Origin of the sequence: Allobosea sp. Tri-44, assembly GCF_004123845.1 — a bacterium.
Lineage (GTDB): Bacteria > Pseudomonadota > Alphaproteobacteria > Rhizobiales > Beijerinckiaceae > Allobosea.
The window spans coordinates 687,174-709,299 of record NZ_NBDP01000030.1; the positions used below are offsets into that span (position 1 = coordinate 687,174).

General features: G+C 66.8%; 22 protein-coding genes. 9 read left to right on the forward strand and 13 right to left on the reverse strand.

Annotated features, from left to right (window positions below; all coding sequences use genetic code 11):
• The first annotated feature begins 65 nt into the window (after positions 1–65).
• Together B6S44_RS19730 and B6S44_RS19735 are read left to right on the forward strand one after the other, a co-directional pair.
• A complete protein-coding gene (locus tag B6S44_RS19730; RefSeq protein ID WP_164985890.1) occupies positions 66–641 on the forward strand; it encodes a DUF1214 domain-containing protein in 576 nt (191 codons plus the stop codon).
• Positions 638–1,273: a DUF1254 domain-containing protein gene (locus B6S44_RS19735; RefSeq protein ID WP_129158566.1), complete on the forward strand. Its 636-nt coding sequence runs from the start codon at positions 638–640 to the stop codon at positions 1,271–1,273. The genes B6S44_RS19730 and B6S44_RS19735 overlap by 4 nt, the downstream gene beginning before the upstream one ends.
• Positions 1,274–1,279: 6 nt before the next feature.
• Here the strand turns inward: B6S44_RS19735 and corA are convergent, their stop codons facing one another.
• From corA to B6S44_RS19750, 3 genes are all read right to left on the reverse strand, one after another.
• Positions 1,280–2,335 (reverse strand): magnesium/cobalt transporter CorA, encoded by a 1,056-nt coding sequence (gene corA, locus B6S44_RS19740; RefSeq protein ID WP_129158567.1) that lies wholly within the window; start codon positions 2,333–2,335, stop codon positions 1,280–1,282.
• Between the two features lie 105 nt (positions 2,336–2,440).
• Positions 2,441–3,238, reverse strand: coding sequence for a hypothetical protein (locus B6S44_RS19745; RefSeq protein WP_129158568.1), 798 nt, complete (start codon positions 3,236–3,238; stop codon positions 2,441–2,443).
• An 82-nt stretch (positions 3,239–3,320) separates the two neighbouring features.
• Complete coding sequence (locus B6S44_RS19750) at positions 3,321–3,521, reverse strand: hypothetical protein (RefSeq protein ID WP_129158569.1); 201 nt, start codon at positions 3,519–3,521, stop codon at positions 3,321–3,323.
• A 177-nt stretch (positions 3,522–3,698) separates the two neighbouring features.
• On the opposite strand from B6S44_RS19750, the gene B6S44_RS19755 reads away from it, so the two are divergent.
• Positions 3,699–4,823 (forward strand): DUF2336 domain-containing protein, encoded by a 1,125-nt coding sequence (locus B6S44_RS19755; protein ID WP_129158570.1) that lies wholly within the window; start codon positions 3,699–3,701, stop codon positions 4,821–4,823.
• A 2-nt stretch (positions 4,824–4,825) separates the two neighbouring features.
• Here the strand turns inward: B6S44_RS19755 and B6S44_RS19760 are convergent, their stop codons facing one another.
• From B6S44_RS19760 to B6S44_RS19770, 3 genes are read right to left on the reverse strand one after another with little or no spacing between them, the layout of a single operon-like run.
• The gene (locus B6S44_RS19760) at positions 4,826–5,161 is read right to left on the reverse strand and encodes a DUF1491 family protein (protein ID WP_129158571.1); all 336 of its coding nucleotides are present in this window, start codon (positions 5,159–5,161) and stop codon (positions 4,826–4,828) included.
• Positions 5,162–5,195: 34 nt separating this feature from the next.
• Positions 5,196–5,747 carry a hypothetical protein gene (locus B6S44_RS19765; RefSeq protein ID WP_129158572.1) on the reverse strand — a complete coding sequence of 184 codons (552 nt, stop codon included), beginning with the start codon at positions 5,745–5,747 and terminating at the stop codon, positions 5,196–5,198.
• A gap of 17 nt (positions 5,748–5,764) precedes the next feature.
• Positions 5,765–7,570 carry a sensor histidine kinase gene (locus B6S44_RS19770; protein ID WP_129158573.1) on the reverse strand — a complete coding sequence of 602 codons (1,806 nt, stop codon included), beginning with the start codon at positions 7,568–7,570 and terminating at the stop codon, positions 5,765–5,767.
• Between the two features lie 350 nt (positions 7,571–7,920).
• Between B6S44_RS19770 and B6S44_RS19775 the strand changes: the two genes are divergently transcribed.
• Together B6S44_RS19775 and B6S44_RS19780 are read left to right on the forward strand one after the other, a co-directional pair.
• Positions 7,921–8,217: a hypothetical protein gene (locus tag B6S44_RS19775; RefSeq protein WP_129158574.1), complete on the forward strand. Its 297-nt coding sequence runs from the start codon at positions 7,921–7,923 to the stop codon at positions 8,215–8,217.
• 189 nt (positions 8,218–8,406) lie between these two features.
• Entirely contained in the window at positions 8,407–8,832 is a 426-nt protein-coding gene (locus tag B6S44_RS19780) for a SufE family protein (protein WP_129158575.1), read from the forward strand.
• Here the strand turns inward: B6S44_RS19780 and B6S44_RS19785 are convergent.
• From B6S44_RS19785 to B6S44_RS19795, 3 genes are all read right to left on the reverse strand, one after another.
• Positions 8,829–9,632: a DUF6456 domain-containing protein gene (locus B6S44_RS19785; protein WP_129158576.1), complete on the reverse strand. Its 804-nt coding sequence runs from the start codon at positions 9,630–9,632 to the stop codon at positions 8,829–8,831. The genes B6S44_RS19780 and B6S44_RS19785 overlap by 4 nt on opposite strands.
• Positions 9,629–9,958: a helix-turn-helix domain-containing protein gene (locus B6S44_RS19790; RefSeq protein ID WP_282568190.1), complete on the reverse strand. Its 330-nt coding sequence runs from the start codon at positions 9,956–9,958 to the stop codon at positions 9,629–9,631. Before B6S44_RS19790 ends, B6S44_RS19785 begins: the two co-directional genes overlap by 4 nt.
• Positions 9,959–10,263: 305 nt before the next feature.
• A complete protein-coding gene (locus B6S44_RS19795; RefSeq protein WP_129158578.1) occupies positions 10,264–10,680 on the reverse strand; it encodes a Ros/MucR family transcriptional regulator in 417 nt (138 codons plus the stop codon).
• Positions 10,681–11,075: 395 nt separating this feature from the next.
• Here B6S44_RS19795 and B6S44_RS19800 point away from each other — a divergent pair, with 395 nt between their 5' ends.
• Complete coding sequence (locus tag B6S44_RS19800) at positions 11,076–13,217, forward strand: S9 family peptidase (RefSeq protein ID WP_129158579.1); 2,142 nt, start codon at positions 11,076–11,078, stop codon at positions 13,215–13,217.
• Positions 13,218–13,327: 110 nt separating this feature from the next.
• On the opposite strand, the gene B6S44_RS19805 is transcribed toward B6S44_RS19800, so the two are convergent.
• Positions 13,328–14,626 (reverse strand): hypothetical protein, encoded by a 1,299-nt coding sequence (locus B6S44_RS19805; protein WP_129158580.1) that lies wholly within the window; start codon positions 14,624–14,626, stop codon positions 13,328–13,330.
• Between the two features lie 421 nt (positions 14,627–15,047).
• Between B6S44_RS19805 and B6S44_RS19810 the strand changes: the two genes are divergently transcribed.
• The gene (locus B6S44_RS19810; protein ID WP_129158581.1) at positions 15,048–15,647 is read left to right on the forward strand and encodes a superoxide dismutase; all 600 of its coding nucleotides are present in this window, start codon (positions 15,048–15,050) and stop codon (positions 15,645–15,647) included.
• 65 nt (positions 15,648–15,712) lie between these two features.
• Here the strand turns inward: B6S44_RS19810 and B6S44_RS19815 are convergent, their stop codons facing one another.
• Positions 15,713–17,374, reverse strand: a complete 1,662-nt coding sequence (locus B6S44_RS19815) for a methyl-accepting chemotaxis protein (RefSeq protein ID WP_164985892.1) — start codon at positions 17,372–17,374, stop codon at positions 15,713–15,715.
• A 173-nt stretch (positions 17,375–17,547) separates the two neighbouring features.
• Positions 17,548–18,378, reverse strand: coding sequence for a ChbG/HpnK family deacetylase (locus B6S44_RS19820; protein WP_129158583.1), 831 nt, complete (start codon positions 18,376–18,378; stop codon positions 17,548–17,550).
• 80 nt (positions 18,379–18,458) lie between these two features.
• Here B6S44_RS19820 and B6S44_RS19825 point away from each other — a divergent pair, with 80 nt between their 5' ends.
• Together B6S44_RS19825 and murJ are read left to right on the forward strand one after the other, a co-directional pair.
• Positions 18,459–19,511 carry a glycosyltransferase family 2 protein gene (locus B6S44_RS19825; protein ID WP_129158584.1) on the forward strand — a complete coding sequence of 351 codons (1,053 nt, stop codon included), beginning with the start codon at positions 18,459–18,461 and terminating at the stop codon, positions 19,509–19,511.
• A gap of 96 nt (positions 19,512–19,607) precedes the next feature.
• Complete coding sequence (gene murJ / locus B6S44_RS19830) at positions 19,608–21,134, forward strand: murein biosynthesis integral membrane protein MurJ (protein ID WP_129158585.1); 1,527 nt, start codon at positions 19,608–19,610, stop codon at positions 21,132–21,134.
• 1 nt (position 21,135) lies between these two features.
• Here murJ and B6S44_RS19835 read toward each other — a convergent pair whose 3' ends face one another.
• On the reverse strand, positions 21,136–22,116 hold the full coding sequence (locus B6S44_RS19835; protein WP_129158586.1) for an NAD(P)H-dependent flavin oxidoreductase: 981 nt from the start codon (positions 22,114–22,116) through the stop codon (positions 21,136–21,138).
• Between the last annotated feature and the right edge of the window lie 10 nt (positions 22,117–22,126).

Consider the following 22,126-nt stretch of genomic DNA (forward strand, 5'->3'; position numbering starts at 1 on the left):
CGCATTCGGGCGGTTCCGCCCGAATGCGACGTGATCTAGAAGCCAATGCGGACCAAGATCATCCCATGCGCGTGCTCCCCCTGGCTTATGTGATCGCGCTCGGCGCCGGCCTCGGCCTCGTCTCCGCCCGCTATGCCGTGGCGGAGCGGCCCTGGTTCGGCCGCGCCCAGATCGGGGCCTGGACGACCTGGCCGAACAGCGGCGCGCGCGACATCGATCCCTATATGCGGGCCTATCTGGCGCGCGGCGTCCACCTGCCGCTCGGCGCAGGCGAAGGCCTGGAGCTCATCGCCAAGGAAGACGACGCCGGACAGGCCCTCGACGCCCGCTGCCGCTATCTCGTCAGCGGGACAACGCCGCCGGCGCGCGGCTGGTCGCTCGACGTCGCCGATCTCGCCGGCCGTTCCTTGCAGTCCACCGTCGAGCGCGCGAGCTTCACCGACGCCGAGATCGTCCGCGGCGAGCGCGGCGGCATGCGTATCGTGCTGGCGACGGCGCCCGAGGCCGGCAACTGGCTGCCCTTGCCGGCAGGAGGACGTTTCCAGCTCCGCCTGCGGCTCTACGACACGCCTATCTCGAGCCATGCCGGCGAGCTCAGGCCAAGCGCCCTGCCCCGCATCGCACGGATCGACTGCCGATGAGTGCTGCGGACAACATCGGAGCGCTGCCCACGATCGCGGGCCAATCGCGGCCTCGCCGCTGGTTGTCGCGGCTCGGGAGCGGGCTGCTGCGGCTCGTGCTGCTGACGCTGGCCGGGCTGGTGCTCGCCGGCATCGTCCACATCGTCACCGTGCTTAGGGTTCCCGCTCTGGCCTCGGGCGACGCCGCCACCGTCTACGCGGCGCTGGGCATGAACGGCCGGGCCGAGCTGGTGACGCCGCCTCCGGCCGGACTGCCTGCCATGCTCGACACCGATCCGAACAGCGTCGCGGCCGTATGCAGCTACGACCTCGCGGCAGGTCCGCTACGCGTCGTGGCGCGCACAAGCTCGTTGCCGCTTGGTCTCACCGTCCACCGCCGCGGCGGCGGCGTCGCCTATGCGATCACCGATAGGGCAGCGATCCGCGGCAACCTCGAATTCGTGGTGATGACACAGGAGCAGCTCGACGAGCGGTTGGCTAATGACGAGGAAGGCGAGACCTCGCGGGAATTGCGTGTGATCTCGCCCTCGCTGCAAGGGCTCGTCGTCGCGCGGGTCATAGTCCGCCGTTCCTTCGACCGCAGCGAGGCTGAGGCACTGGCGACCGGCGTCGCCTGCAGTCTCGCGGACTAGGCGCGCCTAGAGCCAGCCATTGCGCTTGAAACGCCAGAACAGCGTCAGGCAGGTGGTGATGATCACCGCCAGGACGCCGTAATAGCCATAGTGCATCTCCAGTTCCGGCATGTTCTTGAAATTCATGCCGTAGATGCCGGCAAGCGCGGTCGGTACCGCCAGAATGGCCGCCCAGGACGCGAGCCGCTTCGTGATCGCATTCTCCTGGCTTTGGCCGACGAGCAGGCTCGCCTCGAAAGCGAAGGCCAACACCTCCCGCAAGCTGTCGATCTTCTCCTGCACGGTGCGGACATGGTCGGTCACGTCGCGGAACATCGGGGCGAGGGTCGGGCGCACCTGCGGCACGCTGCCATTGCTCAGGCGCTGGCAGACATCGACCAGCGGCCCGACCGCGTTGCGCAGGCGCAAGAGGTCGCGCCTGAGCATGTAGAGCCGCTCGATGTCGCCGCGCATCATCGGCCGGGCGAGGATTTTGTCCTCGATCTCCTCGACCTCGTCATGGATCGACTCGAGCACCGGCATGTAATTGTCGACGATGAAATCGAGGATCGCATAGAGGATGAAATCCTCGCCCTTGGCCAGCGAAGTCGGGCAAGTCTCCCAGTGTTGCCGGACCGATGTGTACGAGGTCGAGGCACCGTGGCGGACACTGACGATGTAGCCGCGACCGATGAAGATATGCGTCTCGCCGAAGGCGATGCGCTTGTCGACCATCTGGGCGGTGCGGGCGACGACGAACAGCGCGTCGCCATACTGCTCGAGCTTCGGGCGCTGATGGGCGTTGGTCGCGTCCTCGACCGCGAGCGGGTGCAGGCCGAACTGCTCCTGTACGCATTTCAGCAGCTTCGCCTCCGGCTCGAGCAATCCGATCCAGACGACATGGCCGTCCTTGCGGGCCCATTCGCCGGCCTCATCGATCGGGACATCGGCGATGCGGACGCCATGGGCGTAGACGCTCGAGGCGACGACGCCGGCCTCATGGCGATGCCCCTGGTCGACAGGTGGATCGTCGGGGATCTCTACCGCGGTCGAAGCAGTGAATCTGACGTGCGCGACGGACATGGGGCACTCCACCGTTCGCCAGCTCATGGTCGGCAGGCTAGACCCAATTCCACCGGAATGGGAATCCTGTTTTGCGCCTGAAATCGGAGATCGGACGCAAGCTGGCTAGCCCTTGTAGACGACAGGCCCCCGCCCCGCCGGCGCGCCCTCGCCCTTTCCGCCGAACATGCCGATCAGCGGCAGGTTGCAGACGCCGCCCAACTCGCTCTCCAGCCCCATGATGGCGCGCTCGGCCCGAACGGCCTCACGCGAGGGCATCTCGACGACGAGGTTGTCGAGCGAGAAGCGATAGCTCTTCAGCCTGAAACGAGCCCGTTCGCAGACCCAGAGCATCAGCCCTTCGTTCTCCGCGACGCGCTGAGTGGCCGGATCGCGCTGCTCGGGCGGCACCTGCTGGGAGGCATCGAGGGCACGCAGCCGAGCGCGATCGGCATTGATGACCCGCAAGGCGTTGGCGCGGAACTGGCCGAGCAGCAGCCGGTCGCCATTGGCGTCTTCGGCCAGCCGATTATAGCGCGACGCCTGCGAGGCGAACGAGCCGGAGGTCAGGGCGCGATGGTAGGCGGCGACGTCGTTCGACTGGGCCTCGACCGGCAGGATACGGGCATGGGCGAGCTTGGAGACCTCCCGTTCGAAATGACTGCGCTCATGGGCAGGCAGGACAATCCGCCAGGCGCGGGCCCGCAACTGCTCCTCATCGTCGGTCATATGAAACCAGGACGAGGCCTCGCCGCGGAAGCGCGCGCTCCACTCGCCGACGGCCGGCGCGATCTGGTCAGCGAAGATGTTTGGACGGGGACGGCCGAGATCGCCGGTGGTCGAGCAGCCGGCGAGCAGCAAAAAGGACAGCGCCGCGGCTGCGATGGAGTGGGATGCGAAACAGTGGGAACCGGCTTTCCGCATCAACCCTGCTCAAAACGATCGAAAATCGGCCACGTCACGGTTCGGGTCGCTTCAACCCAGGGCTATCGTGATCCAGCACCCTTCAGCCCGGACGCCTGCGCCGCGTCTCGCGCTCGCCGCGGCCGGCGGGGCGCGGCCGTCGCGGCGGCTTGCTCGCAGCGGGCTCGGGCTGGCGCTCGTAACGGACGCCGGTGAAGAACAGGATTTGCCCGGAAGGGCCCAGCGCTGCGGGGCTCTGGCTGGCGGAGCGCCTGCGCGGCGCAAAAGGAATGACGTCTGCCATGATGCGCCTCCCTTGCTGGCGCCTGTGCCCAATTCGCGGACGACACGTAAGATCGGACTCACGCGCGAGCTACGCCGCCCCATCCTCCGCACCATCAGCACGCATCATGGTTAACGCTGTGCTAACGCATCGGGGATAAGTTGCCGAAACGTGAAATTCGTCGACGAGAACCATCCCATGCCGTCCCGCATCGCCACAGATCTCGCCGAGCTCGCCCGGCTGGCCAGCGATGGCGGGCTCGATCTGCGCCAGGTCGCGCTGCGGGTGAAGACCGATTTGCTGCTGGCGACGCCGAGCCCGTCGACTGAAGACATGGAGGCCTTTCGCGCCATGGCGGAGGCTTCGATCCCGGCGATCGACGATGCCACGGCAACGATCCTCGCCCGCAAGCTCGCGAGCTGGCCGCATGCGCCGCATGAAGTGCTCGCCGACCTCCGTGCCCGCGGAGGCGAAGTGCTGGCTGCACTGATCACCTATGGCATGCCGCTCTCCGCGACGGAGATCGAGGAGATCGCAGCCGAAGGAGACCGCGAGGCGAGAGTGGCTCTTGCCGGCCGGCGAGACCTCACCGGCAACGCCAGCATCACACTCTCCGGCTGCGACAATGCCGAGATCGACGCGGCGCTGGTCGCCAATACAGCGGCGCCGCTGCCGCACGCGGCGCTCGACCTGCTCCTGCCGCGCGCAGTCGTGGCGCCCACGCTCGGCGCGAGCCTGCTGGCGCGGTCTGATCTGCCTGTATCGGAACTGACGCCGCTCTTCCTGCAGGCGAGCCTCGAAAAGCGCCTCGCCATGATCGACGCCGTCGCGGCCCATGAGGCGCTGGCCCCCTCGCCGCGACCGGCAACGCTTGCGACCGAACAGGTCTCCGGACTGATCGCGACGGCGCTCTCCGATCGGCCCAGCGCCTTCGCGGCACTGGCGGATGCCTTCGGCAGCGATGGGCGCTTCGCGACGGCCATGGCGAACGATCAGTCGCGTCGGCTCGCGGCGCTGGCTCTGATCGGCTGCGGGGCAAGTCCGGAGGATGCGACGCGCTTCCTGATCGGGCTCGGCGACGAGGCGGCGCGCTCGGTCGAGCGCATTTTCGCGCTGGTCGAGCTGATGCGTTCAGTGCAGCCGACAGTGGCGCGCCGGCTGGCACAGCAGATCGGCGGTGTCGCGCGGCGCCATGCCCGTCCAGGAACCCTGCAGCCTGCGATGGATCCGAGCGGCACGCCGGCCAGGTCCGGCGCCGAGCGCGCTCCCGCGCGCGGCATCGTTCAGGAGGTGCGGCGCAGACTCGGTGGCGGCAACTGCTGACGCTATCCCTCTACGAGCTCGAGCCGCGCATCGCCGGCGCGGTTCTCGATCTCGACCAGCCAGAGATCGCTGTCGAAGCGCAACTCACGCGTGACCCGGTCCTCGACCGCGAGCGGATCAGCGTCGAGCACGAGCTGGAAACGCCGTTCGCCAGCCTCGTCGGCAAGAGCCTGCGGCGCTGGACCATAGAGTGCGGCCGTACCGTCGAGGCGGTCGAGCTTGACGAAGACGGCGCCGGCCTCGCGTGCGCCGCGCCGACGCAACACCGCGACGAGCCCGTCGCGAGCCGCCTGGCGCAGATAGGCCGAGACCCAGAAATCGCTGGTCAGACGGGGCACGAAGAGCGCCCCCGCAATCCGCGGACCACGCAGGTCAGCGCCGCTGTCCCCGGATATCCGCCGGCGGCCTAATGTCGGCGCCGTTGATCAGGTCGGCGATCGGATCGCGTGCCGCCGCCGGCTGAGCGGCCGGAGCCGGGCGAGCCGGGGCCTGCGCCGCCTGTGCCTGCCGCGGCTGGGCGGGCGCGACCGGCGCCGGTGGGCGCGGCGCCGCGTCACGGGCGGCGGGCGCCAGCGCGCCGGGCCGCGACGGCGGCATGATGGCCTGCTGGGCTGGTACGGCCGAATTCCCGGGTTCGGCAACTGCCGGCGTCTCGGCCCGGCGCTCGGCCGGCCGCGCCGCCGATTGCGACGGCGGCGACAGCATCGGCGCCGGATGGCGCCCCTTCTGGAACAGCACGGCGTTCAGGACGATCAGCACCGAGACGGCTGCGAAGAGGAGCACGACCAGCCCGCGGCCCGGCCGCCGGGCAAACCAACGCAGGAGCCGGGCCGGCGCCGAGGGGGCGCGTCGGCCGGCGGGGCGGCGGGCGGGCATGGACAGCGTCGCATCGGAGCGGGCGCGGGCGGCGAGCGTGGCTGACATGGTCTTTAAGCTCTCGGTCAGGCGGTCAGGCGAACAGGTTGCTTGGTTTCGAGGCCGCGGCGTGGCGCGCGGGCGAAGGTTGCGATGCGCGCCGGCTCGCACGCGGTGGAAATGCCGCCGAGCGGGAGGCGGACGCCAACGCGGGTACCGACGCCCGGCGCGCTCTCGATGGTGAGCGTACCACCATGCAAGCCGACCAGCCCGCGCACCACCGACAAGCCAAGGCCGGTGCCGTCATGAGCGCGATCGTAGGATGACTTGGCCTGGAAGAACGGATCGCCCAGCCGTGGCAGATCCGCCGCGCCGATGCCGATGCCGGTATCGGACACCGACAGGTCGATCATCCCGCCATCGCGCACCAGAGCGAGGGTGACACGCCCCCCTGCGGGCGTGAACTTGATGGCGTTCGACAGAAGATTGAGCATCACCTGCTTCAGGGCCCGCCGGTCGCCGAGAAGCTGCGGCAGGTCCGGGCCGATGATCCGTTCGAGCGCGACCGATCCGGTCTTGGCCTTGAGCGCGACGACACTGCAGCAATCCGCGGCGAGCTCGGCCATGTCGAGCGAGTCCTGCTCGATCGTCATCGCTCCGCTCTCGATCTTCGAGACGTCGAGCAGCGTGTTGACCACGTCGAGCAGATGCTGGCCGGAATCATGGATGATCCTGGCGTATTCCAGACGCTGCGCCGGGCTGAAGGACGGACCGAGTTCGCCGCCGAGCATCTCCGAAAAGCCGATGATGGCGTTGAGCGGGGTGCGCAGCTCATGGCTGACGGTCGCCAGGAACTGCCCCTTGACGTCGCTCGCCTTTACCGCCTCGGCGTGGTTACGCTCGCGTTCCTCGTCGATCGCATGCCGGTCGGTGACGTCGCGGCTGACGCCGACGACGGCTGCGACGCCATGGGGGCTCGCTTGCTCGATCCGCCGAACACTGAGATCGAGCCAGCGCACGACCGGACTCGCCGAGGCATGCCCATCGGCACCCGTCGGGACGAACAGGACACGGAAGCAGGCGTTGGCCCGGCCGCTGCCATGTGCGGCATCGCTCAGCGCCTTGAGGAAGAGCGGCCTGTCGGCGATGTGGACGCGATCGAACAGGCCACGGCCGAACAACTGGGCCGGCTCGGCCCCGATCAGGCCACGGGCGGCCTCGTTGGCGAAGACGACGGAGCCGGCCGCATCGTGCCAGGTGACGAGATCGCCGACATGCTCGAGCATCAATCGCGCCCGCGCATCGGAAGCGCGGTGCTCACGCAATTCATCGTCACGGCGATAGAGAAAGCCGACCGTGATCAATGCCGTGAGCAGAATCGCGACCGCGGCGAAAGCAGGCATCGCCTGCCAGGTCCAGGACGCCGGCTCGGCGAGCGCGCCCATCCCCTGCAGAGCGACCACAGCACCGAGGCCGACGGCCGCAAGCGCCGCGGCGCGCGCCACATAGGAGCGGGAGCCGAAGAACATCGCTTCGGCCGGAACGGCCGCAAGCCAGAGCAGCAACGGCGAGGCGGCTCCACCGGTCAGGCAGGCGAGCGTGGTGATCAGCAATGTCAGGGCGGCGCCGGAAATGCAGTGCGCGAGGTCCAACCGCCCGGTGCGCGAGAGCAGGAAGACCGCCAGCAGCGGCAGCGCCATCGCGACGAGCACGAGCAGTTCGAGCGCCCCGATGCGGCCGCGCCAGGCGACATAGGCCGGCATCAAGCTGAGCGCCGCGGTCGAGACGACGAGCCTCGTCAGCATGAAGCGCTCGTGACGCATGCGTTCGAGCGAATCGGCCAGCGCCGATGGATGGACCATCGCCGCGACCTGCGCCCTGACCGCCGTCATCAAACTGGAAAACCGCAAACGCACACCTCTGCCGGCCGTGGGCACTTACACCCCGCCTTGTTGCTGTGATCCTCGCGGCTGCCGTTTAAGCGGGGCTTAAAGAGACCGGGTCCGAAACCGGGCACTTCCTCGGCGTTTACCAAAATAGCCTTTGTTTTTCAACAAATTGCACGGATCCCAGCACGATGCTCCACGTCAGCTGTTGTTGGCGGCAAGGTGAACGGATGCTGAAGACTGTAGGCCGCCTTTGATTCAAATCGCTGCTTTCGGGAACACCTGATCTTTCGGTCCACGCGCTAAGGTTCTCACATTCGCGGGCTGGGGAGCCCGGAACCGGATGGGGACCAAGCATGGCCTATCTTCTGCGCAGCCTGGCGATCGTCGGCGTGATCGCGCTGAACTCGCCCGTGCACGGCACGAAGAGCGAGCCTGAGGCGATCGTGGTCGATGCCAAGGCCGCCATTGCAATTCTCGCCAAGATCGACCCCAAGGCGGCGCTGCAGGGCGCGGTCAGCCTGCGCGAAGCGGCCGAGGTCCTCGCCGGGCTGGAGCCGGAGACCCGCGCCCGGGTCCTCGCCATGGCCGCGAGTGCCGCGACACGTGCCGGAGCCCGTTCCGGTCAGCTTGCATTGCAAGCAGACCGGTAAAACGGTCTCCTGACTAAAAGTGCGAGACGGATTCACCGATCAGATTGAGACAATCTGATCGGATCCGGCTCGAGCGACCCCCAGCCGCGACAGCGCTGACGCTTGACCTCGCCGCACGAGAGGCCGAAGACGCTCGCCATCGCCGTACTCATCGGCAGCTGGACGAGGCGGAGGCCGACTGCGGAGATCATGAGCGAAAGCCTCGACGAGATCGTCGCCAATTTTGAGCTGCTTGACGATTGGGACGATCGCTACCGCTATCTGATCGAGCTCGGGCGCACGCTCGCCCCCCTGCCCGAGGGCGCGCATAACGACCTCAACAAGGTGCGCGGCTGTGCCAGCCAGGTCTGGCTCGAGACCCGTGCCGAAGGCGGACCCGGCGAAACGACGCGTCTCACCTTCCGCGGCGACAGCGACGCGCATATCGTGCGCGGGCTCGTCGCACTCGCCATCGCCATCCATTCCGGACACACGGCGCAGGAGATCCTGACGACTGACGCCTTCGCGATCTATGAGCGCCTCGGTTTGGCGGCCCATCTGACGCCGCAGCGCTCGAACGGCGTGCGCGCCATGATGGAGCGGATCAAGAGCGACGCCCGCGCGGCCTTGGCCTAACCGCCACTGACCGGCGCAGGCGGGATCGACGGGCGCGCATCGGGCGCGCGCCAGACGGTGCTACCGGCAGGCAGACCCTGCTCTCCGCCCAGCCCGTAATGCTCGACGAGCGCTGACAGCGCCAACCGGAGCACGACCTTGGCGGAGCGTGCCGGCCATTTGCGCTCGTGCTCGACCTGGTCGAGCCCCTTGAGGAAGCCGCAGACGTCGATCGCCAGGCCCGACAGCTCGGGGCCGAGGCGCTTGCAGGCGAGGCGCACACGCTGGCGCGCCGCCAGGCTGGAATCGGAGGCCTCGGCCGGACCACGCGCCGACGTATGAGTACCGGCAGCGAGAGCTGCGTCCCAGTTGACCGTGATCCGAGGCAGCATCTGAGCCAGCGTCAGATCGGCACGGAAGCGCTCGCCGGCGGCAAACTCGGCTGCCGATATCTGCGGCGCCCCGTCCTTGCCCAGGCGACGATGGAGCCAGAGCAGCGGGCTTTCGCGCTCATCCAGCACGACTTCCTGCGCCTGCCCATCGATCACCATCGTCGTCGTCGCACGCGGCCTTTGCGCCTCGACGTCGACGAGCCGCAGTTGCCGCCTGCCCTCTTCGGTGAACCAGGCGGTAAAACCGGCGGCGACGAGGACATCGGCCTCGGCCACGGGAACATAGCCGGCCCCGAGCGTCGTTCCACCGGCTGCGCGGCGGTAGAGCGCGAGCCGCCCACAGCCTAAAGGCGAGTCGACAGCATAGGCGCCGGGCTCGCTGAGGTGCCGGAGCAAGCGAGACGGGGTGCGGTCGCCAGTTGCGCTCATCGGGAACCCTCCCGGCCGAACCGCAGCTGCAATCCGAAAGCAAGATGTGCCAGGCCGGTCTCGAGCGCCGAGACGGCGAAATCGAATGCCGGCTGGTCGCGCCGATCTTCAACCAGGGCGCAAGCGTGACGCACGGTCGTGCGGTCGCGCTCGAAGCAGGCGCCAACTTCGGTCAGGGTCAATCCGAAACCAACATGGGTCAGATACATTGCGAGCTGGCGGGCGAAGGCGATCCTGCGAGTTCCACGGCCGGCACGTAGCGCCCCGACCGGCAGGCTCATCGCGCCGCTGACAGCCGCTTCCGCCAGCCGGGCCGGAGCGCTCAACCGAGTTGGATCCGACCGCTTGGCAATCATCATGTTCATGATATGTTCCATTGCGGGCACCGCCTCCCCAAATTCAACCGTGACGTTTTCAGGTATATATTCCTATCGTCGTTTGGCGCAAGCGCGTAACCGGTCGTCCCGACAGGCTCCTGACAGTTTTCGGCTTGCATCGCCTTGGGGCGCGGCTCGATAGCCGACGCGCCGCGGCGCGCTGGCAACCTGCCACAGCGATAAGCACAAAAAAGCCGCCGGTCAGGCCGGCGGCTTCACGACATGGGCGATCAAGCCGGCTTGCCGGCGATCAATCAGCGGCGCTTGCGGCGTTGCTGGCCGAGACCCATCTTCTTGGCGAGCTGCGAGCGCGCCTCGGCATAGTTCGGCGCGACCATCGGATAATCGGGCGGAAGGCCCCACTTCTCGCGGTATTGCTCCGGCGACATGTTGTACTGCGTGCGCAGATGACGCTTCAGCGACTTGAACTTCTTTCCGTCCTCCAGGCAGATCAGATAGTCGGCCGTAATCGACTTCTTCACCGCGATGGCAGGCTTCGGAGCCTCGACCGGAACAATCGGGGCAGCGCCGCCGACGACACGATTGAGCGCAGCGTGAACGTCGCTGATCAGTGAAGGCAAGTCCGACGCCGGGACAGAATTGTTCGACACATAGGCGGAAACGATATCTGCCGTGAGCTCGATGAATTCGGAACCGTCTTGGTCAGCCATGATGGCGTTGCTCCATTGTTTTCTTGACCAGTCGTAGCATGACTGCGCCCAGCTCTGTTTCCAGGCGCGAGCGCCCTCCCTGACCTCCGCCGGCAGACGGTCGAATTCCTACCGGAATAGAATCATGCAAAACGGACCAGTCGGCAATCGTCTAAGCCATGCAGTTCAATATCGCAAGTGGCTTGACAAGGATTCGAATACATTCGTCGAGACATATTATTGCTGAAATTGTGAGCGCGTACCGTAACGATCACGCCTTGCATCGCAGCATTTGCGCGAAAAGGTTGTCCTTGTCAGTGCCGCCACCGACCTCTACCTGTCCTCTCGGCAAAGATGAAGCGATCCCACCATGGATCGGGCTTTTGAGATGGTTGAACCGAGGCTGGAGACCAAGCATGACTAGCCAACGCAGGGTCTCCGCCCAGCCGGTTCCCGCTATTCGTCCCCAAAGCAGTACGGTCCATGGCGTCGTCCTGACCGACGACTATGCCTGGCTCCGAGCCGAGAACTGGCGCGAGGTGCTGCGCGACCCGGACGTCCTGCCGGCCGAGATTCGCACGCATATCGAGGCGGAGAACGCCTGGTGCGACAAACTGATGGCCCCGACGCGCACGCTTCAGCGCGAGCTCGTCAAGGAAATGCGCGGGCGGATCAAGGAAGATGACAGCGAGCCGCCGCAGCCGGACGGACCGTTTCTCTATTATAGCCGCTACCGGCGCGGCGGCGAGCACCCACTGATCTGCCGCAAATCGCGTTCAGACAAGGGCGGCAAGCCCGGACGCGAGCAGGTGATGCTCGATACCGACGCGTTGTCCGAAGGTAAGGAGTTCTTCGACCTCGGCGATGCCGAGCATAGTCCGGATCATCGTCTGCTCGCCTGGAGCGCCGACGAGGCCGGCTCGGAGCTCTACCTCATCCGAATCCGCGACCTTTCAACCGGCAAGGACCTGCCGGACGCGATCGCTAACACTTCCGGCGAGATGATCTGGGCCGCTGATTCCAGCGCCTTTGCCTATGTCGCGCTCGATGACGACCATCGCCCGACCCGGGTGCTGCGTCACCGGCTCGGCACGCCGCAGAGCGAGGACGAGCTGCTCTATGAGGAGACCGATCCCGGCCTGTTCGCCGATATCGACCAGACCCAGTCGCGCCGCTTCCTGCTGATCTCCAGCAGTGACCATGAGACGTCGGAGGTCAGGCTGGTCGATCTCGCCGACGAGGCAGGTACGCCGAAGCTGATCGCCGCCCGGCAGGCAGGACGGCAATACAGCGTCGAGCATCACGGCGACGAGTTGCTGATCCTGACCAACGCCGATGGTGCCGAAGACTTCAAGATCGTGCGCGCGCCGCTGGCCGACCCGTCACCGGCCAATTGGGTCGATCTCGTCCCGCACAAGCGCGGCCGGCTCCTGCTCAGCCATATTTGCCTCGCCGACCGGCTCATCCGCCTGGAACGCGAAGAGGGCCTGCCGCGCGTCGTCATCCACGATCTCAAGAGCGGAGCCGAGAGCAGCATCGCCTTCGACGAGGAGGCCTATGGGCTCGGCATCGATGCCGGCTATGAATTCGACACGGATCGACTGCGCTTCATTTACGCCTCGATGGCGCGCCCGGCCGAAACCTATGACTACGATCTGGCGACCGGTGAGCGCACCTTCGTGAAACGCCAGGAAGTCCCGTCCGGTCACGACCCCGACACCTATGTCGTGCGCCGCATCTTCGCGACGGCGAAGGACGGCGCAAAGGTGCCGGTCTCGCTGTTGCACCGGCACGACCTCGTGCTCGACGGCTCGGCGCCCTGCCTGCTTTATGGGTACGGCTCCTATGGCGCGGCGATGTCCGCCTCGTTCCGGACACGGCCGCTCAGCCTGGTCGACCGCGGCTTCGTCTACGCCATCGCCCATATCCGCGGCGGCACCGACAAGGGCTGGGGCTGGTATCTCGACGGCAAGCGCCAGAACAAGCCCAACAGCTTCACCGACTTCATCGCCGCCGGCGAGATGCTGGCGGCGGAGGGTTTCACCAGCCGCGGCCGCATCGTCGCCGAGGGCGGCAGCGCCGGCGGCATGCTGATGGGCGCCGTCGCCAATCTCGCGCCCGACCTTTTCGCCGGGATCATCGCCGAGGTGCCCTTTGTCGACGTGCTCAACACCATCCTCGACGAGAGCCTGCCGCTGACCCCGATGGAATGGCCGGAATGGGGCGACCCGATCCGGGATGAGGCCGCCTTCCGAACGATCCTCGGCTATTCGCCCTATGACAACGTCAAGGCGCAGGCCTATCCGCCGATCCTGGCGACGGGCGGGCTGGCCGATCCGCGCGTGACCTATTGGGAGCCGGCGAAATGGGTGGCGCGCCTGCGCGCGACCATGACCGGCGGCGGCCCGGTCATGCTGCACACCAACATGGATGCCGGGCATGCAGGCGCCGCCGGGCGTTTCGATTCGCTGAAGGAAACCGCCCTCGCCTACGCCTTCGCCATCACGGCGGCTGCCGGCGGCTGGGATAAGGCGAGCGAACCGGTCAGTTCGAGCTAGAACCCGTTCCGCTCAGCTTGCCCCACAAGCTGAACGGCAAAAACGGTCTCTAAACTCAAGGTGAGAGACGGATTCACCGATCAGATTGATCCAATCTGATCGGACCGGGCTCACGTCTCCAGCTTGTCCTTCTCGCTGGCGAGATAGGTTTTCAGCTCGTCCATCGAGGCGAAGGTGTAGTCGCCATCCGGCGTGCGGGCATGGATCGAACCGTCGGCGAACATGGTGAACTGCGTCTCACCGACCTGGTAGGCTCCGATCACGCCCTCTTCCGAAGCGGCAGGCTCCTCGTCCGACGACTCCTTGCTCGACTTGGCTTCGGCGGCGGTTTCCACCGTCTCCGCAGGGGGCATCTCCGCCTCGGCCGGATCCGGCACCTGCGTCGGCTCTTCCTGCGGTTCCAGTTCGGGGGCCGCAGGCTCGCCAGTGGCAACCGTCTCGGCCTCGGCGTCCTCCGCCGAAGCCTTGTCCGCGGTATCGATTTCGACATCGCCCAGAGCGCCGGGATCGCGCGGCTGCGTCACCGGAGGCCATGGCCGTGGCGCTATCCAGCTCTCCACGGCGCCGAGAACATCGCGATCGCGTCGCGGCAACTCGACCTCCGGCGCGTTGACGACTCCTGAGAGTTGATCACGCAGCGCGGTGAATTCGTCGTCGATCGATGTGGTCACCTGGGTCGAGGGGCGGTCGATGTGCGGCCACCAAAGCCGGTCTTCATCCGGCTCGGGCGTAGCCTCCTGCTTGGCCGTGTCGCCCGCGATGCTCACCTGCTCTGCTTCGGGCTCGTCCACCGACACCGTAGCGGGCTTTGCTTCGTCGCGTTTCTCGTCGTCCGTTTGCGATGGCTCGTCGATGACAGCCGGGATCGGTCGATCCAGTTCGTCCTCCGAGGCCTCGGACTTCCCTTCGGCCTCGGCACTCTCGCTCCGCTCGTCCGGCTCGACCTCCGAGGGCGCGGCATCGAGCGTCGCGGGCAGCGGAGGCAACAGCCAGTCGTCGGTTACGGCGGTCACGGTCGAAGGCGGTTGCTGCGGCTCGGCAGCCACCGTCTCGGCATGGTCCGCGTGCTTGCCGTCGCCTGCGTCATCGTTATCCGTCTTGTCGACTTCTTCCGGCTTATCGGACGCCTTTTTGTCCGCCGGCTCCTCGGTCTTCGCCAGGCTGGTCAGTGCACCAGCGACCACAGCGGCGCCCGCTCCAGCAGCCAGCGTGGTCGCGATACCGACATGTCCCGCCTCGGGCGCCTGTTCCTTTTCAAGCACAGGTTCCGGGCGCGCAGGCGCCTCGTTCGACACTGGTCGTTCGTCGAAACGCTTCTCGGAAAGCGCGACGACTGCCATGGCGCCGCTGACCAATCCCTTGAGCCGACGGACTTCCGCGAGCACGGCCGCGAGCGCAAGCAGGATCAAGCCGGCAGTTGCAGCCAGTGCCCCGAGGATGACCTCGGCAAGGCCGCGCTCCAGAACGAGATAAGCCCAGCCATCGACGATGGCATAGGCGCCGCCCGCCAGCAGAGCGAGCCCGAGAACCACGAAAAGCTTGACCAACGCTTGCTCCTTTGAGGCTGGGCGAGCTGCGACAGCTTGCCGCCCCAGCGGTTAACCTATCGATACCATGCCTTATTGCCAACAGAACGGCCTCGGGGCCACCACCCTGTGCGACGCAGGCCGGCCGTGCCGGAATTCTCAGGCTTCGGCGGTTGCCGCTGCGAACCGGGCGGCTTAACTAACAGGCGAATGGCGGGGTGTTCCGCCGGGCGTACATTGCCCATGCGTTGCGTCATTGCAGCCATTCTCACGTCGCGATTTCGACAGCCCAAGGAGAGGCCCCATGTCCTTTACCCTGCCCGATCTTCCGTATGCGCATGACGCCCTCCAGCCCTTTATGTCGAAGGAGACGCTGGAGTACCACCACGACAAGCACCACCTCGCCTACGTCAACAACGGCAACAACGCGATCAAGGGCACCGAATTCGAGGGCAAGTCGCTCGAGGAGATCGTCAAGGGCTCCTATGGCAAGAACCCGGCCGTGTTCAACAATGCCGGCCAGCATTACAACCACCTTCACTTCTGGAAGTGGATGAAACCGAATGGCGGCGGCAAGCTGCCGGGCGCGCTGGAAAAGGCGATCACCGATTCCTTCGGGTCGGTCGACAAGTTCAAGGAAGATTTCGTCGCCGCCGGCATCGGCCAGTTCGGTTCGGGCTGGGCCTGGCTCGAGGTCAAGGGCGGCAAGCTCGCCGTCAGCAAGACCCCGAACGGCGAGAGCCCGCTGGTCCATGGCGGCACGCCGATCCTCGGCGTCGACGTCTGGGAGCACTCCTACTACATCGACTACCGCAATCGCCGCCCGGATTATCTCAAGGCTTTCCTCGAGAGCCTGGTGAACTGGGACTACGTCGCCGAACTCTACGACGGCGCCAAGGCCTGATCTTTGAACTCGGTTCGCTGAATATAGACGGGGCCCTCCAGGGCCCCGTTTTATTTGCTGGATGCTCAGGCAGCGACGCGCTTGAGGAACTGGTCGACGGTCGAATCGAGCCGCATCGCCTGGGCCGAGACCTCGCCGGCAGCGTCTCGGACCTGCTCGGCCGAACGCCCGGTCTCCTCGACGCTGTCGGCCAGCACGCTGAGGTCGCTGGAGACCGAGAGCGCCGAAGTGCTCGCCATGGCGACGCCGCTCGCGATCTCGCCGGTGGCGATCGCCTGCTGCTCGATCGACGTCGCAACCGAATTGGCGAAGCTCTCGATCGCACCCATGCGGCTGGCGATGTTCTGGATCGCATCGACGACCTCGGTCGTCGCGCCCTGGATGGCGCCGACCTGGCTGACGATCCGGTCGGTGGCATCGGCCGTCTGGGACGCCAGGCTCTTCACTTCGGCCGCGACGACGGCAAAGCCGCGCCCGGCTTCGCCGGCACGCGCCGCCTCGATCGTGGCGTTGAGCGCCAGCAGGTTGGTCTGCGCAGCGATATCGCGAATAAGGTTGACGACCTCGCCGATGGCACGCGCCGTTTCGTCCAGCGCCTGGACCGAGCCTGCCGTGTCGCGGGACGCCGAAGCAGCCTCTACGATCTCGGTGCGGACGCGACGTATCTGGAATTCGACCTCGCGGATCGCAGCGCCCATCTCCTCGGCAGCCTGGGCAGCGTTCTCGACATTGGCCGAGGCGCCCTGCGAGTTCTGGGCGGCACGGGCGGCGCGCTCCGACGACTCGGCCGCGACGCGGGCCAGACCGTCAGATGCCTCGCCCATCCGGTCGGCATTACTCTTGAAAGCTTCGAGCGCGACGCCGACCTCGCCACGGAACAGCGCGATCGCCTCCTCGGTATGCTTCTGGTGGCGATCGCGATCGACTTCCGTCGCGAGCTGCTGTTCCTGCAGGCTCGCCCGCTCGGCAAGGCGCAGCTTCAGCACGCCGAGCGCCCTGGCGATGGCGCCGATCTCGTCCTGCCGGCCGACCGCGTCGATCGGCGTGTCGAGCTTGCCGTCGGAAATGTTGACGATGGCGCGGGTCATGCTTTTCAGCGGGCGCATGGTCCGGGACAACGAAATCCAGAGCAGGGGGCCGAGGACGACGAGCAAGGCGATGCCGATCCCGATCGTCAGGAACTGCTCCCAGGCCGAACGTGCGATCAGCCGGGTCTTGTCGAAGCGCAGCGCGACATAGCCGATCTGCTTCTGGAAGCCGCCGACCTTCACTGTGAGCAGTTGCGTCACATAGGTCTTGTCCTCGAGCCGCAATGTATTCTGCTCGCCGAGGACGTCCCAGGCTTCGCGCCCCATCGACTTGGCGAGCCTGTTCGGTGTGAACGAGAGCCGCGCCTCGTCGTTGCGGCCGGCCGAGGCGAGGGCGACGAGGTCATCAGCGACGAAGCCAGCGTCGAAGTCGGGATCGCGCTTCAGCGACTCCAGAATGTAGCTCAAGGTAATGGTGTCGCGCGCCAGGATCATCGGCGGCGAGGCATGCGCGATCATCGCGGTCAGCGACATCATCTTCTGTTCGAGATCGCCGCGCGTCTTGGTTTCGTTGTAGCGGGCGGCCGCGATGACGACGAAGACGATGGCGACAGCGACGATGGCGACGGCCGCTCCAGCGATCTGGCTGCTGAGCGAACGCATCACCGTCTCGACCTGGCCGATCTGCGGCACAGCCACCTGCGATCGCCGCGACCGCGACTGTAACCAGGTCATCACGCTCATATCCTGCGAACTCCAGACCCGACGCTTCCCGGACAGGTCGGGGTCGGCAAGGACACGATGCTCGATCAGGGTAAATTTTCGATTGCGTATGGACGATGCCTGCACGCATCTCGACAGATCGGCCGGATCTACGCGGCCGCCTCGAAACGGCCGATCCTCAGTCCCTGAGGTGGCTCGAAGGTCGTGAGCACCCCGTGCTCCAGAGGCCGCGTCGCGACGACTGGGTCGAGCGCGACGAGCTCATCGTCGACATGGCCCGGATGGCACATCACCAGATGCGCCGGTCCCGGACGCACGAGAAAGGCCGCCAGGTCTGCAGCGAAGTCGCGCCCGGCGTCGAAGGGCGAGAAGCCCGAGAAGCCGCGATTGGTCGGGATGCCACGCCGGGCCGCAGCCTGACGCAGGCCGGTTGCGAGCCCGGCGACAATCAGCGCCTTGCCGATGGCGACGCCGCGCGCGCGGATCGCCGCGATCGAATCGGAGGGGTCGCGCAGATAGACCGAGCCGGCGGGATAGCGCCGAGCAAGCGCATCGAGCACTGCCCGGCGGATGCCTGGCAGGACATGGACATGCTGGTGGCCATCGACAAAATCCGGCGCCCGGCCGAGATGCTGCTCGAAGGCGTCAAGCTGCCGGTCGATCTCGCTGACAATCTCGCTACGCGCAGCGCCCGAGCGCAGCGCCAGCGGCGCGAGCTCTCCGAGCTTCGGCAGATTGCCTGATGGCGCCACGGTCGGCATCGCCGCAAGCGGCGCCGCGCAGGTCAGATTGAGATGAAGCCCGAGATCGGCCTGCCCTGAGAATGCCGAAAGCTCGCCTGCAAGGTGCGGCCAGTGCGGCCGGTTGGTCATCGCTCCCGTCGCCGAGAGCTTGCTGGCCGCGAGCAATTCCAGGATCGAGCGGCTGACGCCCTCGGTCATCGCGAAATCGTCGGCGCAGAGCACGAAGCTGCGGGTCATGCCGGCTGTTACCCCCTATTCATCAGCGTTGGTGTATGGAGCCTGTGGCATGGCCCCATGATGTCAGCCCTAGCCGAGCAATGAAGGCCCCGAAAGTGTCGTCCGCGATTGCGCCCACTTCTGTCTCCGCCGGAACAGCATCGCCCGCCCTGCGGCCAGAGCTCTCGGTCGTCGTGCCTGTGTACAACGAGGCTACCAATCTCGAGCCATTGATCGCGCGGCTGAAGCCGATCCTCGATGCCCATGTCGCCTCCTGGGAAATCGTCTGCGTCGATGACGGCAGTCGCGACGGTACGCTCGCCGCGCTGCGCGCCCTGCACGCGCAGGACGGCCGGATCAACGCCATCTCCTTCAGCCGTAATTTCGGCAAGGAGGTCGCGATCGCCGCCGGGCTCGACCATGCCGATGGCGACGCCGTGGTGATCATGGACGCCGATTTGCAGCACCCGCCTGAGGTGATCCCCACTTTCCTGGCGAAATGGCGCGAGGGTTTCCTCAACGTCTATGGCCAGCGCACCGACCGGGCCGGCGAAGGCCGCCTGAAGCGCAATTTCGCCAAGGCGTTCTACAAGCTCTTCGCCAGCTTCGGCGAGACCGAGCTACCGGAAGGAGCCGGTGACTTTCGCCTGCTCGACCGGCGCGTGGTCGAGGCGCTGCGCGCCCTGCCCGAGCGGGCGCGCTTCTCGAAGGGCCTCTATGCCTGGGTCGGTTTTCCAGCGACGGGAGTGCCCTTCGAGGTCGCCGATCGCGCCCATGGCGAGAGCAAGTTCCGCTTCAGCAAGCTTTTCAGCTTCGCCTTCGATGGAATCTCCTCATTCTCGACCGTGCCGCTCAAGATCGCGACCTGGCTCGGCGTGCTGATCGCGATCGTGGCGACCCTGACCGGCCTTTACTTCATGGTCCGGACGCTGCTTTTCGGCACCGACCTGCCCGGCTTCCCCTCGCTGATCGTCTCGATCATGTTCTTCTCCGGCATCCAGCTGATCTCGCTTGGAATGATCGGCGAATATGTCGGGCGCATCTTTGCCGAGGTGAAACGCCGGCCGCTCTATCTGGTCGGCGAGCGCGTCGGTTTCGACAAGCACGGCAGCGCCCAGTCGCGTGACGACACGCTGCCGCCGCTGATCCGATAGCGCCGCGGCGAGCGCGGCGCTGGACCATCTCTCGCGACGCAGCTATGCGGCTAAGCTCAGTGCGGCCTGCCGACCCCGGCGGCCCCGAGTGGCGCGATGCTGAGAAAGATCCTCTCCGTCAGCGGCTTCACGCTGCTCTCGCGGCTGTCCGGCTTCCTCCGCGACATCGTGCTCGCGGCTACGCTCGGCGCAAGCGGGCTGATGGACGCCTTCTCGGTGGCACTGCGCCTGCCCAATCATTTCCGCGCCATATTCGGCGAAGGCGCCTTCAACCAGGCCTATATCCCGGCCTATAGCCGCATCCGCGAGCAGTCAGGCGAGGCCGCCGCGGCGCAGTTCTCGAACCGTGTCTTCTCGCTCAACCTGATCGTCCAGCTTGTCTTGCTGGCGCTCGCCATCCCCTTCATGCCGGAGCTGGTGCGGCTGCTCGCGCCCGGCTTCGTCAACGATCCCGCCCGCTTCGATCTCGCCGTCACGCTGACGCGGATCACCTTCCCCTATCTGCTCTTCGTCACGCTGGTGACGCTGCTCTCGGCCAATCTGAACGCCGTTGATCGCTTCGCCGCCGCGGCAGCGGCACCGATCCTTCTGAACATCTGCCTGATCGGGGCGCTCTTCATCGCCTTCCTGTTCCCGAGTGCGGCCCATGCCGCCGCCTGGGGCGTCGCCGTCGCCGGCGTGCTGGAATGGCTGCTGCTCTGGATCTCGGCGCGGCGTGTGGGAGTCTCGGCGGCGCTGACGCGACCTCGCTTCGACGGCGAGGTGAAGAGTTTCCTCAAGGCCTTCGGCCCGGCAGTGATCGGCTCTGCCGGCGTGCAGATCGCTCTCTTCGCCGACACGATCATCGCCTCGCTCCTGCCGACCGGAGCCTATTCGGCGCTCTACTATGCCGAGCGCGTCTACCAGCTGCCACTCGGCGTGATCGCGATCGGCGTTGGGACCGTTTTGTTGCCGACGATGAGCCGCGCCATCGCCACCGGCAACGAGGCCAGGGCTGAAGCTGCCCAGAACCGGGCGATCGCGCTGACCCTGGTCGCCGCCGCTCCCTTCGCCGCCGCCTTCCTGGCCTTCCCGGAACTGATCGTCGGAGCGCTGTTCGAACGCGGCCGTTTCGACGAAGCGGCGACGCAGGCTGCGGGTGCCGTGCTCTTCGCCTATGCGATCGGCCTGCCGGCTATCGTGCTCATCAGGGCTCAGGTTTCGAGCTTCCAGGCGCGCGGCGACACGACCACGCCGATGCTGGTCTCGCTCGGCGCCATCGCAGCCAATGTCGGCCTGAAGCTCTTGCTCTGGCGCAGCCATGGTGCGCCCGGCCTCGCCTTCGCCACCGCCGTCGGCGCCTGGATCAATCTCGCCGCGCTCTATGGGCTGGCGCTGAAGCGCGGCTGGACCAATCCCGATCGCGGCCTGTCCTTGCTGATCCTGATCGTCGGCGTCGCCGCCGGTTTCGCCGCGCTGGTCGCCCGGCTGCTGGCCGAGCCGCTCTATGGCCTGCTGATATCGTTCCCTTATGAGCCACGGCTGATCGCGCTCGCCATACTGAGCTTCGCGGCTGCCTGCATCTACGGCGCGGTCGCGCTCGGAGGGCTCAGATCGGCCGGACTCTGGCGGCTGCTACGCTAGCTCAGCCAGCGATCAGTCTGGCTCCCGCCTTCAGGTGGCCGGCTGCCTCATCCACCATGCGCGCGACGATCTCGCCAGCGGAGAGGATGTCCGAGATCAGCCCCGCCGCCTCGCCGAAGACGACCGCCGCCTTGTCGGGATCGCCGGCCATGAAGGCCTCGCGATAGGCCGGTGCCTCCTCCTCGATCGCGGCGCGCAACTCGGCCTCGCGGTTGCGCCATCTGGCGATGAAGGCATTGTCGCTGACGCGGATGTCGAAGGGTCGCGGCCAGTCGAGCCGGCGGGCTATATCGGGGAGCGGCGAGCGCACTGTCTCATCACCCGTCGCCGCGACGGCGGCGGCATGGTGGTTCGGATGGACCAGCGCCTCGCGGCTCGCCCAGAATCGTGTGCCGACCAGGACGCCATCGGCGCCGAGCATCAGCGCCGCAGCAAGGCCGCGGCCATCGGCGACGCCACCGGCAGCGAGCAGCAGGGTGTCCGGGCTCTCACGTGCCAGCAGGTCGGCGACCTCTGGCACGAGCGGAAGCGTACCACGGGCATGGCCGTGCCCGCCGGCCTCGGCTCCCTGCGCGACAATGATCGCCGCGCCCGCTTCCAGTGCCGTCCGGACGTGGTCGAGGTTCTGGCACTGGCAGATCAGCGGCACGTCGGCCGCGGCGATCTCGGCTGCGAAGGGCATGGGATCGCCGAAGGAGAGCATCAGTGCCGCCGGCCGATGCGCCAGCACCTCGCCCAGCAGATGCGGTTGTTTTGCCAGCGACCAGGTGATGAAGCCGCAGCCGGTGCGGGTATTCCCGGCTGCGGCGTATTGCGTGCGCAACCAGTCGCCGTCGCCATAGCCGCCGCCGATCAGGCCGAGCCCGCCCGCCCGCGTCACGGCCGCGGCAAGTGCGCCGCCACCCGCCAGGGCCATCGGCGCCGAGAGGATCGGATGCTCGATCCCGAGGCGCTCGGTGAGGCGGGTGGCAAGGCGAGCCATTTAAGCCTCA

Excerpts from the sequence above, each read along its gene's own strand:
- B6S44_RS19755 (WP_129158570.1), top strand. The coding sequence starts at position 3,699 with ATGCCGTCCCGCATCGCCACAGATCTCGCCGAGCTCGCCCGGCTGGCC.
- B6S44_RS19775 (WP_129158574.1), top strand. The coding sequence starts at position 7,921 with ATGGCCTATCTTCTGCGCAGCCTGGCGATCGTCGGCGTGATCGCGCTG.
- B6S44_RS19800 (WP_129158579.1), top strand. The coding sequence starts at position 11,076 with ATGACTAGCCAACGCAGGGTCTCCGCCCAGCCGGTTCCCGCTATTCGT.
- B6S44_RS19825 (WP_129158584.1), top strand. The coding sequence starts at position 18,459 with ATGAAGGCCCCGAAAGTGTCGTCCGCGATTGCGCCCACTTCTGTCTCC.
- B6S44_RS19730 (WP_164985890.1), top strand. The coding sequence starts at position 66 with ATGCGCGTGCTCCCCCTGGCTTATGTGATCGCGCTCGGCGCCGGCCTC.
- B6S44_RS19795 (WP_129158578.1), bottom strand. The coding sequence starts at position 10,680 with ATGGCTGACCAAGACGGTTCCGAATTCATCGAGCTCACGGCAGATATC.
- B6S44_RS19780 (WP_129158575.1), top strand. The coding sequence starts at position 8,407 with ATGAGCGAAAGCCTCGACGAGATCGTCGCCAATTTTGAGCTGCTTGAC.
- B6S44_RS19745 (WP_129158568.1), bottom strand. The coding sequence starts at position 3,238 with ATGCGGAAAGCCGGTTCCCACTGTTTCGCATCCCACTCCATCGCAGCC.
- B6S44_RS19750 (WP_129158569.1), bottom strand. The coding sequence starts at position 3,521 with ATGGCAGACGTCATTCCTTTTGCGCCGCGCAGGCGCTCCGCCAGCCAG.
- B6S44_RS19820 (WP_129158583.1), bottom strand. The coding sequence starts at position 18,378 with ATGACCCGCAGCTTCGTGCTCTGCGCCGACGATTTCGCGATGACCGAG.
- B6S44_RS19735 (WP_129158566.1), top strand. The coding sequence starts at position 638 with ATGAGTGCTGCGGACAACATCGGAGCGCTGCCCACGATCGCGGGCCAA.
- B6S44_RS19785 (WP_129158576.1), bottom strand. The coding sequence starts at position 9,632 with ATGAGCGCAACTGGCGACCGCACCCCGTCTCGCTTGCTCCGGCACCTC.
- murJ (WP_129158585.1), top strand. The coding sequence starts at position 19,608 with ATGCTGAGAAAGATCCTCTCCGTCAGCGGCTTCACGCTGCTCTCGCGG.
- B6S44_RS19810 (WP_129158581.1), top strand. The coding sequence starts at position 15,048 with ATGTCCTTTACCCTGCCCGATCTTCCGTATGCGCATGACGCCCTCCAG.
- B6S44_RS19835 (WP_129158586.1), bottom strand. The coding sequence starts at position 22,116 with ATGGCTCGCCTTGCCACCCGCCTCACCGAGCGCCTCGGGATCGAGCAT.
- B6S44_RS19770 (WP_129158573.1), bottom strand. The coding sequence starts at position 7,570 with ATGACGGCGGTCAGGGCGCAGGTCGCGGCGATGGTCCATCCATCGGCG.
- corA (WP_129158567.1), bottom strand. The coding sequence starts at position 2,335 with ATGTCCGTCGCGCACGTCAGATTCACTGCTTCGACCGCGGTAGAGATC.
- B6S44_RS19765 (WP_129158572.1), bottom strand. The coding sequence starts at position 5,747 with ATGTCAGCCACGCTCGCCGCCCGCGCCCGCTCCGATGCGACGCTGTCC.